This window comes from Escherichia sp. E14V7 (genome assembly GCF_004212225.1).
In the GTDB taxonomy this organism is placed as follows: Bacteria; Pseudomonadota; Gammaproteobacteria; order Enterobacterales; family Enterobacteriaceae; genus Escherichia.
Window position 1 is genome coordinate 97540 of sequence record NZ_RHJJ01000007.1, and the last position, 12826, is coordinate 110365.

Below are 12826 nucleotides of genomic sequence, written 5' to 3' on the forward strand. Positions count from 1 at the left end.
GCGCCAGCGTCGCATCAGGCGTTACATACCTGATGCGGCTACTTAGCGACGAAATCCGTAATACACTTCGTTCCAGCGCAGCGCGTCTTTAAACGCTGGCAGGCGGGTGTCGTTATCAATCACCGTGATTTCAATGCCGTGGATCTCGGCGAACTGGCGCATATCGTTAAGGTTCAGCGCATGGCTGAAGACGGTGTGGTGCGCACCACCAGCAAGGATCCACGCTTCGGAAGCGGTTGGCAGATCCGGTTGCGCTTTCCACAGCGCGTTCGCCACCGGCAGTTTCGGCAGGGAGTGCGGTGTTTTCACCGTGTCGATGCAGTTAACCAGCAGACGATAACGATCGCCGAGATCAATCAGGCTGGCGACAATCGCCGGACCGGTTTGGGTATTGAAGATCAGGCGGGCAGGATCATCTTTACCACCAATACCGAGGTGCTGAACGTCGAGGATCGGTTTCTCTTCTACGGCGATCGACGGGCAGACTTCCAGCATATGGGAGCCGAGCACCAGGTCATTACCTTTCTCGAAGTGATAGGTGTAGTCCTCCATAAAGGAGGTGCCGCCCTGCAGACCGGTTGACATCACCTTCATGATGCGAAGCAGGGCGGCAGTTTTCCAGTCGCCTTCGCCCGCAAAGCCGTAACCCTGCTGCATCAGACGCTGTACGGCCAGACCAGGAAGCTGTTTCAGACCGTGCAAATCTTCAAAGGTGGTGGTGAACGCGTGGAAGCCACCTTGTTCCAGGAAACGCTTCATCCCCAGCTCAATACGCGCCGCTTCCAGCACGTTCTGTCGTTTTTCGCCGTGGATTTGAGTGGCAGGCGTCATGGTGTAGCTGCTTTCGTACTCATCGACCAGCGCGTTAACATCGCCGTCACTGATGGAGTTCACCACCTGCACCAGATCGCCAACCGCCCAGGTATTGACGGAGAAACCGAACTTGATCTGTGCGGCAACTTTATCGCCGTCAGTGACCGCCACTTCACGCATGTTATCGCCAAAACGGCAGACTTTCAGATGACGGGTATCCTGTTTAGATACCGCCTGACGCATCCAGGAGCCGATACGCTCATGTGCTTGTTTATCCTGCCAGTGACCGGTAATGACGGCATGTTGCTGACGCATACGCGCGCCGATGAAACCGAACTCGCGACCGCCGTGTGCAGTCTGGTTCAGGTTCATAAAGTCCATGTCGATGCTGTCCCACGGTAGCGCCGCGTTAAACTGGGTGTGGAATTGCAGCAACGGTTTGTTGAGCATGGTCAGGCCGTTGATCCACATTTTTGCCGGGGAGAAGGTGTGCAGCCACACCACCAGACCCGCGCAACGATCGTCGTAATTGGCATCGCGGCAAATTGCGGTGATTTCGTCCGGCGTGGTACCCAGCGGTTTCAGCACCAGTTTGCAGGGCAGTTTCGCTTCCGTATTCAGCGCATTAACGACGTGCTCGGCATGTTGGGTGACCTGACGCAGGGTTTCCGGGCCATACAAATGCTGGCTGCCAATTACAAACCACACTTCATAATTATCAAAAATCGTCATTGTCGTGTCCTTATAGAGTCGGAACGGCCTGGGCAGCCTGTGCCGGGGCGGAAGTTGGAAGATAGTGTTGTTCGGCGCTCATCGCCCATTGCTGATAGCGGCGATAAAGATGTTCAAAGCGTTGTGCCTGCTCGCTGCACGGTTGCAGGGTTTTCTCTACCGCACTGGCCATTTTTTGCTGGGCTGATGGGATGTCGGCATGCACTTTCGCGGCGACGGCAGCAAAAATCGCCGCACCGAGCGCACAGCATTGGTCAGAGGCAACAATTTGCAGCGGGCGATTCAGCACGTCGCAGCAGGCTTGCATAATCACCTGGTTTTTCCGCGCGATGCCGCCCAGCGCCATCACGTTGTTTACGGCGATCCCCTGATCGGTGAAGCACTCCATAATTGCGCGTGCGCCAAAGGCGGTGGCGGCAATTAAACCGCCGAACAGCAGCGGAGCGTCGGTGGCGAGGTTCAGATCGGTAATCACTCCTTTCAGGCGTTGGTTAGCGTTTGGCGTGCGGCGACCGTTAAACCAGTCGAGCACCACCGGCAGGTGATCCAGAGACGGATTTTTGGCCCATGCTTTGGTCAGCGCCGGAAGCAGTTGTTTCTGGCTGGCTTTGATTTGCTCTTTCAGTTCCGGATGCTGGGCGGCAAGCTGTTCCAGCGGCCAGCCGAGTACGCGACCGAACCAGGCGTAGATATCCCCAAACGCCGATTGACCTGCTTCCAGACCGATAAATCCAGGCACCACGCTGCCATCAACCTGACCGCAAATACCTTTCACTGCCCGCTCGCCAACGCTCTGTTTGTCGGCAATCAGAATGTCGCAGGTGGAAGTACCGATAACTTTTACCAGCGCGTTAGGCTGTGCGCCTGCGCCGACTGCGCCCATATGGCAGTCAAACGCGCCGCCGGAAATCACCACGCTTTCAGGCAGACCGAGACGCTGCGCCCATTCCGGGCATAAAGTGCCCACCGGAATATCGGCAGTCCAGGTGTCAGTGAACAGCGGGGAAGGTAAATGACGGTTGAGGATCGGGTCCAGTTCGTCAAAGAAACTGGCTGGCGGCAGGCCGCCCCAGCTTTCGTGCCATAGCGACTTATGCCCGGCGCTACAGCGTCCGCGGCGAATATCCTGCGGGCGGGTGGTGCCGGAGAGCAGGGCGGGTACCCAGTCGCACAGTTCAATCCACGATGCGGCAGATTGCGCCACGGCGCTATCCTGGCGAGTCACATGCAGGATTTTTGCCCAGAACCATTCGCTGGAATAAATACCGCCAATATAGCGAGAGTAGTCAGTTTTGCCAGGTGTATGACACAAGCGGGTGATCTCTTCCGCTTCTTCAACCGCCGTGTGGTCTTTCCACAAAACGAACATCGCGTTCGGGTTTTCGGCAAACTCCGGGCGTAGCGCCAGCACGTTGCCGTCGGCGTCGATTGGTGCAGGTGTGGAGCCGGTACTGTCGACGCCAATGCCGACCACGTCAGCGCGTTGTTCGGCACTAAGCGCGGCCAGCACGGTTTTCAGCGCCGCTTCCATTGACTCGATATAGTCACGCGGATGATGACGGAACTGGTTATTCGGGGCATCACAAAATTGCCCTTCCTGCCAACGGGGATACCACTCTACGCTGGTGGCGATCTCTTCACCGGTGGCGCATTCCACCGCCAAAGCTCGCACAGAATCACTGCCAAAATCGAGGCCAATTGCAATCGCCATCGTTTCACTCCATCCAAAAAAACGGGTATGGAGAAACAGTAGAGAGTTGCGAAAAAAAGCGTCAGGCAGGATCCGCTAATCTTATGGATAAAAATGCTATGGCATAGCAAAGTGTGACGCCGTGCAAATAATCAATGTGGACTTTTCTGCCGTGATTATAGACACTTTTGTTACGCGTTTTTGTCATGGCTTTTGCCCCCCTTTGTTACAAAATGCTTTTCACAAGCGGGGTTGCCGGTTGGATTAGCGAGAAGAGCCAGTAAAAGACGCAGTGACGGCAATGTCTGATGCAATATGGACAATTGGTTTCTTCTCTGAATGGCGGGAGTATGAAAAGTATGGCTGAAGCGCAAAATGATCCCTTGCTGCCGGGTTACTCGTTCAACGCCCATCTGGTGGCGGGTTTAACGCCGATTGAGGCCAATGGTTATCTCGATTTTTTTATCGACCGACCGCTGGGAATGAAAGGCTATATTCTCAATCTCACCATTCGCGGACAGGGCATAGTGAAAAACCAGGGGCGAGAATTTGTCTGCCGACCAGGCGATATTTTGCTATTCCCGCCGGGAGAAATTCATCACTACGGTCGTCATCCGGAGGCCCGCGAATGGTATCACCAGTGGGTTTACTTTCGCCCCCGCGCTTACTGGCACGAATGGCTTAACTGGCCGTCGATATTTGCCAATACCGGTTTCTTTCGCCCGAACGAAGCGCATCAGCCGCATTTCAGCGATTTGTTCGGGCAAATTATCAATGCCGGACAAGGGGAAGGGCGCTATTCGGAGTTGCTGGCGATAAATCTTCTTGAGCAATTGTTACTGCGGCGCATGGAAGTCATTAATGAGTCGCTACATCCGCCAATGGATAATCGGGTACGCGAGGCTTGTCAGTACATCAGCGATCACCTGGCGGACAGCAATTTTGATATCGCCAGTGTCGCACAGCATGTTTGCCTGTCTCCGTCGCGTCTGTCGCATCTGTTCCGCCAGCAATTAGGGATAAGCGTCTTAAGCTGGCGCGAAGATCAACGCATCAGTCAGGCGAAGCTGCTATTGAGCACGACTCGTATGCCTATCGCCACCGTCGGACGCAATGTTGGCTTTGACGATCAGCTCTATTTCTCGCGGGTATTTAAAAAATGTACAGGCGCCAGCCCGAGCGAGTTCCGTGCCGGTTGTGAAGAAAAAGTGAATGATGTAGCTCTCAGGTTGTCATAATTGGTAACGAATCAGACGATTGACGGCTTGACGGAGTAGCATTGGGTTTGCAGAATCCCTGCTTCGTCCATTTGACAGGCACATTATGCAAGCATTGCTGGAACACTTTATTACCCAATCCACTGTGTATTCATTGATGGCGGTGGTGTTGGTGGCCTTTCTGGAGTCACTGGCGCTGGTCGGTTTGATTCTGCCCGGTACGGTGCTGATGGCGGGGCTGGGGGCGCTGATAGGTAGCGGCGAGTTAAGTTTCTGGCACGCCTGGCTGGCGGGGATTGTTGGCTGCCTGATGGGCGACTGGATCTCCTTCTGGCTGGGCTGGCGGTTTAAAAAGCCGTTGCATCGCTGGTCATTTCTGAAGAAAAACAAAGCACTACTTGATAAAACTGAACATGCGTTGCATCAACACAGCATGTTTACCATTCTGGTCGGTCGTTTTGTCGGCCCGACGCGTCCGCTGGTGCCAATGGTGGCGGGGATGCTGGATCTCCCGGTGGCAAAATTTATCACGCCAAATATTATCGGCTGCCTGCTGTGGCCGCCATTTTACTTCCTGCCGGGGATTCTGGCAGGCGCGGCGATCGATATTCCTGCCGGAATGCAGAGTGGCGAGTTTAAATGGTTGCTGCTGGCGACGGCGGTGTTTTTGTGGGTTGGCGGTTGGTTGTGCTGGCGATTATGGCGCAGCGGCAAGGTAACCGATCGTTTAAGTCATTATTTGTCGCGTGGTCATTTGTTGTGGCTGGCACCGTTGATTTCTGGTGTTGGTGTGGTGGCGCTGGTGGTGTTAATTCGCCATCCGTTGATGCCGGTGTATATCGATATATTGCGTAAAGTGGTTGGGGTTTAGGGCATAGTTTTGTGCGGGTTGCTTGATGCGGACAAAACGCACCCGTAGGTCGGATAAGGCGTTCACGCCGCATCCGACAGTGCATACTAACCCGTAATCCCCAACAGAGCCGAAGCACTCGCTTTACCGCTTAACAACTCATCGGTTTTACCCTGCCAGGCGATACGCCCGTCGGCGACCACCACCGAGCGCGTGGCGATCCGCGCGGCATCTTCCACACTGTGCGACACCATCAATAACGTCATTTTTTGCTGCTGGCAGCTCGTACTCACCAGCGTCAGCATCTCCTGGCGTAGCGCCGGGTCGAGCGCGGAGAACGGCTCATCGAGCAATAAAATCGGTTGTTCGCGCACCAGGCAACGCGCTAACGCCACACGCTGTCGCTGACCGCCAGAAAGCTCGCCCGGTAACCGCGCCATTAAATTATCAATCCCCATCTGACGGGCGATAGCGTGCATTTTCTCCTGCTGTACCGCGTTCAGCTTCAGTCCTGGATTAAGCCCCAGCCCGATGTTCTGCGCGACCGTCAGGTGACTGAACAGGTTGTTTTCCTGAAACAGCATCGACACCGGACGGCGTGACGGCGGCGTTGTGGTGTGATCAACGCCATCGATAGTCAGCGAACCGCTGGCTGGCGTCAGAAAACCGGCGATCAAATTCAGCAGGGTACTTTTACCCGCGCCGCTTGGCCCGAGGATCGCCACCTGCTCGCCGCGTTCCACCGTTAAGCTAAAACGCATCGGCAAATGGTGGTAAAGCCAGGTGATATCAGTCAGTTTTAACATTTCGCCCCGGTAGTTTTTCAATCACGGTAAACAGCAGAAAACAGAGCAGCAGCAGAATTAACGCGGTGACCGCGCCGTCCTGGCTGCGATAAGAGCCAATTTGCTGGTAGAGATAAAACGGCAGGGTACGGAAATCATCGTTACCGAACAACGCCACCACGCCAAAATCACCAATCGATAACACGCAGGCAAAGGCCAGCGCCTGCGCCAGCGGACGTTTCAGGGCGCGCAGCTCCACCACTTTTAAGCGCGACCAGCCTTCAATACCCAGCGACTGACACAACATGCTGTAACGCGTGGTGATATCGCGCATCGGGTTTTCCAGCACCTTCAGCGCATAAGGGATCGCCATTAACGCATTGGTGAAAATCACAATGCCGTCAGCAGATTGCGGCAGGCCAATGGTGTTGTTGAGCAGTAAAAAGAAGCCCGTTGCCAGCACAATCCCCGGCATGGCGAGGATCAACATGCCGCTCATCTCCAGCACCTGACCCGCCAGCATTTTTTGCCGCGCCCGCAGTTCGCGACTGCTCCATAGCAGCATCATGGTCAGCACTACACACAATACGCCTGCCGCCAACGCAATACGCAACGAGGTCCACAGCGCCTGCCACAGCACCGGTTGTGCCAGCACTTCCGGCAACTGGCGATTTACCCCATCGACGATCACCGCCAGTAACGGTGGCAGCAACAGCAGCAGCGCCAGCACAATTAACACAGTGTCGCAAATGCGGCTATGCAGACGATCGTCCGGGTCGCGCCAACCTTGCAGCAGCGTGGTGCCAGGTGCAATGGCCTTACTCAATCGCTGACTCAGCAGCACCAGACCGAGACAGCACACCATCTGGATCAGCGCCAGCATCGCCGCGCGGGCAGGATCGTAGTCGTAACTCAGCGCCTGATAAATAGCCAGCTCGATAGTCGTCGCTTGCGGACCGCCGCCCAGCGATAGCACGGTTGCGAAGCTGGCGAAACAGAGCATAAAGATAAGCGCAGCAACCGGCGGGATTTGGCGCCGTAACCACGGCCATTCGACGAAGCGGAAAAAATGCCAGCCACGCATCCCAAGTTGTGCGGCAAGTTGACGTTGTTCGCCGGGAATGTTTTCCAGCGCCTGGAGTAATAAGCGGCTCGCCATCGGCAGATTAAAAAATACATGCGCCAGCAAAATGCCTTGCAGGCCGTAGGGCGAAAATGTCCACTCCAGACCAAGCGATTGCCAGAGCGATGCCAGCCAGCCCTGGCGACCATAGACGCTAAGAATGCCGAAAACGGCGACCAGCACCGGGAGGATCAAGGTCATTGCGCACAGACGCAACAGCGCCAACCGCCCGGGAAAGCGCCTGCGATAAAGCGCGCGGGCAAGGAATATTGCGGGTACGACAGAGAGCAGCGCCGAGAGAAACGCCTGCCAGAAGGAGAAGCGCACCACATGCCACAGGTAGCTGTCCTGCCAGATTGCCGCCCAGTCACCCTGCGGCGCGTTCCACCACAGGGCGAGAAACGCCGCCAGTGCAACCGCCACCACAAGCGTAGCGGCGCTTACACCTGGAATTAACCAGCCGGGAATTAACGGCTGACGGCGCGTTGCCATTCGCTAATCCATGCCTGACGTTGTGCCGCCACTTCGGCTGGCGTGAACTCCAGCGTGGTGGCCGGTTTGGTCAATTGTTCAAACCCGGCAGGCAGCGTGACATTTGCCACCGGATACATCCAGTTGCCGGTTGGGATCGCATTCTGGAAAGCCGGAGAAACCATAAACTGGAGGAATTTTTGCGCCAGCTCCGGCTGCTTGCTGGCAGCGGTGCGGGCGGCAACTTCCACTTGCAGATAGTGACCTTCGCTAAAGTTCGCAGCGGCGTAGTTATCTTTCTTCTCTTCGAGAATGTGATAAGCCGGAGAGGTGGTGTAACTCAGTACCAGATCGCTTTCGCCTTTTAAAAACAGGCCGTAGGCTTCACTCCAGCCTTTGGTGACTGTGACGGTTTTCTTCGCCAGCTTCTGCCAGGCTTGCGGGGCGTCATCGCCATAGACTTTTTGCATCCACAACAGCAGACCCAGCCCCGGCGTACTGGTGCGCGGATCCTGATAAATCACCCGCCAGTTTTGATCGCTCTCAACCAGCTCCTTCAGGCTTTGCGGCGGATTTTTCAGTTTGTTCTTGTCATAAACGAAGGCGAAGTAGCCGTAATCAAACGGGACGAAAGTGTCATTATTCCAGCCGCCGGGAACGTTAATGGCATCCGCTGCCACACCGCTTTTGGCAAACAATCCGGTTTTGCTGGCGGCGTCTAACAAGTTGTTATCCAGCCCCAGCACCACATCGGCTTTGCTGTTTTTGCCTTCCATCCGTAGACGGTTGAGAAGCGAAACGCCATCTTCCAGCGCCACCAGTTTCAGTTCGCAATTACAGTCGGCTTCAAAGGCTTTTTTGACCACCGGACCTGGCCCCCAGTCGGCGGCGAAGGAATCGTAGGTATAAACAGTCAGAACGGGTTTAGCAAAAACAGGCGCTGTGCACAGCAACAGCAGGGGAAGACATTTTTTTAACACTTTGCACCTCAAAAAAGAGTGGCAAAGGACTTGAGAAGGAGCCTCAAATCCCTTCGCCGGCGTTATCCGGATCAGGTTCGACGGGTATTTTCTCAGCGCACGCGTCTGCGTGGCACCCCGTTGAGAACGGCGTTAGTGTAGTGATTTTGTTATCAACCAGCAATCATGGATCCGGTGGCGCAAACCACGCTGATTTAAAATCGAACCAGCCGAGGGTATTCATGCGCAGGCCGCGCATACTGCGTTGCCCCTGAATGATCAGCCAGTGGTGGATCAGCGGTACCATTGCTTTACTGGTAACCAGCTGTTGGCACCAGTTCGCCAGATTCATCTCGCCATTACGCCAGCGGGCGGCGTCGGCTTGCCAGTCGAGAGGAATACAGTGTTGTAGCAGCGGTACTTCGCACAAGTGCGCGAACAGCGAAAAATCCAGCGGCAGCGTAAAGTTGGCGCTGTTAAGCCAGATGTCGCTTTCGATCTCACCTTCGTGCCACTGATCGTAGCTGATCTCTTTGATTTCCAGCGTGACCTGGTGACTTGCCAGAATCTGCTGCATGATCCTGGCAATCACCCGATGTTCAATATGATCCTGATAAAAGGTCAGGGTGAGATGTTCCAGCCCGGCAGGTTTTTCGCAATGTGTTGGGCGGGCATGGTGCCAGCGGGGGAGCAGCCCATAGGCCGGAAACCACAGTTGCTGGTACTGTTCCTCGGCGAAATAAACCAGATTGGTCGGCGAAAGTACATAGCTTATCCAGTCTCTGACTTGCTGATTCGCCCCGCGATGGGTGCGGCTGTCGAACAGTAGATAGTAGCAACCTTCTTCCAGGCGACTTTCAATCTCTTTTTCTTCGCCCTGCGGCCCTTTCAGCATCAGGCCTCCTGCGGGTTCATCGGCAATTTCCGGCAAGACCCAGACGTTAACTTCGTCGATTAATGCCCGATAACCGAAGAAATCATCGAATGCCTGAATTTTCAGTTGGTTAGTGCTGTTACGCATTACCGCATACGGACCGGTACCGATAGGGTGGCTGGCAAAATTGCTGAGGGTTTCCCATTCACGCGGCAGGATCATCGCCGGAACTTGCGCCAGCAGTAACGGCAACCAGCGATCTGGCTGAGTGAGATGAATATCCAGCGTCCAGGGCGTCGGCGACACAATTTCAGCAATATGCGAATAGAGCGGCAGCGTATTGATACGCTTCAACGAGGCGATGACGTCGTCCATTTCCAGTTCACGACCATGATGAAAATGGATCCCCGGACGTAAAAAGAAGCGCCAGTGAAGTGGGGAAATTTGCTGCCAGTGGTGGGCAATATCCGCTTCCAGTTCCCCATTTTCCTCATTTATTCGGGTTAACGCACTGAAGATTTGCCGGGCGATATGCGTTTCGGAACGGCGTAATGCGCTGCCAGGCAGCAGATTGCGCAACGGGCGATAGTAGAGCACGCGCAGGATATGCCGCCCCTGGCGGAAGCTGCGGCCCAGATGAGAAACCAGCATTTGCCGCACGGCAGTTTTATCACCGACTAACTGCACCAACTGGTCGATGCGATCCTGTTCCAGCAGGTCTTCCGCCCGCTGTTGCTGAAGCGCCAGCCCGGTGTAGAGGAATGTCAGACGCGAGCGTTTACCGCGCCCGACTTCCGCTTCCCACGTCAGCCAGCCGCGATCCTGCATGGTGTTGAGCAGGGTGCGCATATGACGACGGGAGCAGCTCAATAACTCCGCTAGTTCGTTGAGCGTCGTGTCCTGCGATTTACCCTCGCAGCATTGCCACAGGCGGATGAACTGTTGTTGCAGACGAGCAGATGGCATAAAAGGGGAACTCCTGCGCAAAAGTCAGCAATTTTATTTTCCCTATATTAAGTCAATAATTCCTAACGATGAAGCAAGGAGGTGCCCCATGCGTCAGTTTTATCAGCACTATTTTACCGCGATAGCGACGTTGTGCTGGCTGCGTTGGTTAAGCGTTCCACAACGATTAACCATGCTTGAAGAGCTGATGCAGTGGGAGGGGAGTGATTCTGAATACTGATTTGCGGACATCATGTGTGACTGAGTATTGGTGTTAATCGCCACGCCAGCAGTGATTATCTGCTGGCTTTTTTCTTTTTGGCGATTGAGTGCCGGACGGCGTACAAACTAACGCATAAATGCTGGTTGCTTCTCTTCATAAGTGGCAATAGCGTCGTCGTGCTGCAAGGTCAGGCCGATGCTGTCCAGACCATTCATCATGCAGTGGCGGCGGAAGGCATCGATGGTAAAGCGATAGGTTTTCTCTCCCGCTTTCACCTCTTGCGCTTCCAGGTCCACGTCGAAATGAATCCCCGGATTGGCTTTCACCAGCGCAAACAGCTCATCCACTTCGTCATCATTTAATTTCACCGGCAGCAGCTGGTTGTTGAAGCTATTGCCGTAGAAGATGTCAGCGAAACTCGGCGCAATCACCACTTTAAAACCGTAGTCGGTCAATGCCCACGGCGCGTGCTCACGCGAGGAGCCGCAGCCGAAGTTTTCTCGTGCCAGCAAAATCGATGCGCCCTGATATTGCGGGAAGTTCAGCACGAAGTCCGGGTTTGGCTGTTGGCCTTTTTCATCCAGAAAACGCCAGTCATTAAACAGATGCGCGCCAAAACCTGTACGCGTCACTTTCTGCAGAAACTGTTTCGGGATAATCGCATCGGTATCGACATTGGCGGCATCCAGCGGAACCACCAGGCCTGTATGTTTGATAAATTTCTCTGCCATGGTGTGCTCCTTATTTAATGTTGCGAATGTCGGCGAAATGTCCGGTCACAGCAGCGGCGGCAGCCATTGCCGGGCTGACCAGATGCGTGCGCCCGCCGCGCCCCTGGCGGCCTTCAAAGTTACGGTTGCTGGTGGAGGCGCAACGTTCGCCCGGATTCAGACGGTCGTTGTTCATCGCCAGACACATTGAGCAGCCAGGCAAACGCCATTCAAAACCGGCTTCAATAAAGATTTTGTCCAGACCTTCCGCTTCCGCCTGAGCTTTTACCGGGCCAGAGCCGGGAACCACCAGTGCCTGTACGCCTGGCGCGACTTTTCGCCCTTTGGCGATTTCCGCTGCCGCACGTAAATCTTCAATGCGCGAGTTGGTGCAAGAACCGATAAACACTTTATCGATAGCGACTTCGGTCAGCGGAATACCCGGTTTCAGCCCCATATAGGCCAGCGCTTTTTCTGCCGACGCGCGTTCAACAGGATCAGCAAACGAAGCCGGGTCGGGAATATTGTCGTTCACGGAGATCACCTGACCGGGGTTCGTTCCCCAGGTGACCTGCGGGGCGATCTCTTCTGCTTGCAGAGTCACAACAGTATCGAAAGTTGCGCCTTCGTCGGTTTGCAGGGTCTTCCAGTAGGCGACGGCATCGTCAAAATCTTTGCCTTTCGGCGCATGCAGACGGCCTTTGACATAGTTAAAGGTGGTTTCGTCAGGTGCAACCAGACCGGCTTTCGCGCCCATTTCGATTGCCATATTGCACAGGGTCATACGACCTTCCATGCTTAAATCACGGATTGCTTCGCCGCAAAACTCCACCACATGCCCGGTGCCGCCAGCGCTGCCGGTTTTACCGATAATTGCCAGCACGATATCTTTCGCGGTAATGCCCGGCGCGGCTTTGCCCTGGACTTCAATTTTCATGGTCTTCGCTCGACCCTGTTTCAGGGTTTGCGTTGCCAGTACGTGTTCAACTTCGGAAGTGCCGATACCAAAGGCCAGTGCGCCAAATGCGCCGTGGGTGGCGGTGTGCGAGTCGCCACAAACAATGGTCATCCCCGGCAAGGTGACGCCCTGTTCTGGCCCCATTACGTGGACGATCCCCTGATACGGGTGATTCAGGTCATACAGCTCGACGCTAAATTCTTTGCAGTTTTTGATCAGCTCCTGCATCTGGATCCGCGCCATTTCACCGCAGGCATTAATGTCTTTGGTCTGGGTGGAGACGTTGTGATCCATGGTGGCGAAGGTTTTCCCCGGCTGACGCACCGGGCGACCGTGGGCGCGCAGGCCATCGAACGCCTGCGGTGAGGTCACTTCATGCACCAGGTGGCGGTCGATATATAACAGCGGGGTTTCGTTTTCGGCTTCGTACACTACGTGAGCGTCGAACAATTTTTCGTATAACGTCTTAGCCATGA

General features: G+C 55.0%; 11 protein-coding genes and 1 riboswitch. Of the genes, 3 read left to right on the forward strand and 8 right to left on the reverse strand.

The features are described from left to right. Positions 1-42 precede the first annotated feature (42 nt). Together araA and araB are read right to left on the reverse strand one after the other, a co-directional pair. Positions 43-1545 (reverse strand): L-arabinose isomerase, encoded by a 1503-nt coding sequence (gene araA / locus D9741_RS09185; protein ID WP_130217446.1) that lies wholly within the window; start codon positions 1543-1545, stop codon positions 43-45. Positions 1546-1555: 10 nt separating this feature from the next. Then, complete coding sequence (gene araB, locus D9741_RS09190; RefSeq protein WP_130217444.1) at positions 1556-3256, reverse strand: ribulokinase; 1701 nt, start codon at positions 3254-3256, stop codon at positions 1556-1558. Between the two features lie 338 nt (positions 3257-3594). Between araB and araC the strand changes: the two genes are divergently transcribed. Together araC and D9741_RS09200 are read left to right on the forward strand one after the other, a co-directional pair. After that, positions 3595-4473 (forward strand): arabinose operon transcriptional regulator AraC, encoded by an 879-nt coding sequence (gene araC / locus D9741_RS09195; protein ID WP_130217548.1) that lies wholly within the window; start codon positions 3595-3597, stop codon positions 4471-4473. An 85-nt stretch (positions 4474-4558) separates the two neighbouring features. Continuing rightward, a complete protein-coding gene (locus D9741_RS09200; protein ID WP_130217442.1) occupies positions 4559-5323 on the forward strand; it encodes a DedA family protein in 765 nt (254 codons plus the stop codon). 86 nt (positions 5324-5409) lie between these two features. Here D9741_RS09200 and thiQ read toward each other — a convergent pair whose 3' ends face one another. From thiQ to sgrR, 4 genes are all read right to left on the reverse strand, one after another. Next, on the reverse strand, positions 5410-6108 hold the full coding sequence (gene thiQ, locus D9741_RS09205; RefSeq protein WP_130217440.1) for a thiamine ABC transporter ATP-binding protein ThiQ: 699 nt from the start codon (positions 6106-6108) through the stop codon (positions 5410-5412). Beyond that, positions 6092-7702 carry a thiamine/thiamine pyrophosphate ABC transporter permease ThiP gene (gene thiP / locus D9741_RS09210; RefSeq protein WP_130217438.1) on the reverse strand — a complete coding sequence of 537 codons (1611 nt, stop codon included), beginning with the start codon at positions 7700-7702 and terminating at the stop codon, positions 6092-6094. Before thiP ends, thiQ begins: the two co-directional genes overlap by 17 nt. Continuing rightward, the gene (gene thiB / locus D9741_RS09215; protein WP_130217436.1) at positions 7678-8661 is read right to left on the reverse strand and encodes a thiamine ABC transporter substrate binding subunit; all 984 of its coding nucleotides are present in this window, start codon (positions 8659-8661) and stop codon (positions 7678-7680) included. Before thiB ends, thiP begins: the two co-directional genes overlap by 25 nt. A gap of 30 nt (positions 8662-8691) precedes the next feature. Beyond that, a riboswitch (TPP riboswitch) is annotated at positions 8692-8791 on the reverse strand. A gap of 33 nt (positions 8792-8824) precedes the next feature. Further along, positions 8825-10480 carry a DNA-binding transcriptional regulator SgrR gene (gene sgrR, locus D9741_RS09220; protein WP_130217434.1) on the reverse strand — a complete coding sequence of 552 codons (1656 nt, stop codon included), beginning with the start codon at positions 10478-10480 and terminating at the stop codon, positions 8825-8827. 88 nt (positions 10481-10568) lie between these two features. On the opposite strand from sgrR, the gene sgrT reads away from it, so the two are divergent. Then, positions 10569-10700 (forward strand): glucose uptake inhibitor SgrT, encoded by a 132-nt coding sequence (sgrT, locus tag D9741_RS09225; RefSeq protein WP_130217432.1) that lies wholly within the window; start codon positions 10569-10571, stop codon positions 10698-10700. A 107-nt stretch (positions 10701-10807) separates the two neighbouring features. Here the strand turns inward: sgrT and leuD are convergent, their stop codons facing one another. Together leuD and leuC are read right to left on the reverse strand one after the other, a co-directional pair. Next, entirely contained in the window at positions 10808-11413 is a 606-nt protein-coding gene (gene leuD / locus D9741_RS09230) for a 3-isopropylmalate dehydratase small subunit (protein ID WP_130217430.1), read from the reverse strand. 10 nt (positions 11414-11423) lie between these two features. Continuing rightward, positions 11424-12824, reverse strand: a complete 1401-nt coding sequence (gene leuC / locus D9741_RS09235; protein ID WP_130217428.1) for a 3-isopropylmalate dehydratase large subunit — start codon at positions 12822-12824, stop codon at positions 11424-11426. Between the last annotated feature and the right edge of the window lie 2 nt (positions 12825-12826).

Bases quoted from the DNA above. Each gene is read 5' to 3' on its own strand.
- D9741_RS09200 (WP_130217442.1), top strand. From the start codon at position 4,559: ATGCAAGCATTGCTGGAACACTTTATTACCCAATCCACTGTGTATTCA.
- araB (WP_130217444.1), bottom strand. From the start codon at position 3,256: ATGGCGATTGCAATTGGCCTCGATTTTGGCAGTGATTCTGTGCGAGCT.
- sgrT (WP_130217432.1), top strand. From the start codon at position 10,569: ATGCGTCAGTTTTATCAGCACTATTTTACCGCGATAGCGACGTTGTGC.
- thiQ (WP_130217440.1), bottom strand. From the start codon at position 6,108: ATGTTAAAACTGACTGATATCACCTGGCTTTACCACCATTTGCCGATG.
- leuD (WP_130217430.1), bottom strand. From the start codon at position 11,413: ATGGCAGAGAAATTTATCAAACATACAGGCCTGGTGGTTCCGCTGGAT.
- leuC (WP_130217428.1), bottom strand. From the start codon at position 12,824: ATGGCTAAGACGTTATACGAAAAATTGTTCGACGCTCACGTAGTGTAC.
- araC (WP_130217548.1), top strand. From the start codon at position 3,595: ATGGCTGAAGCGCAAAATGATCCCTTGCTGCCGGGTTACTCGTTCAAC.
- thiP (WP_130217438.1), bottom strand. From the start codon at position 7,702: ATGGCAACGCGCCGTCAGCCGTTAATTCCCGGCTGGTTAATTCCAGGT.
- araA (WP_130217446.1), bottom strand. From the start codon at position 1,545: ATGACGATTTTTGATAATTATGAAGTGTGGTTTGTAATTGGCAGCCAG.
- sgrR (WP_130217434.1), bottom strand. From the start codon at position 10,480: ATGCCATCTGCTCGTCTGCAACAACAGTTCATCCGCCTGTGGCAATGC.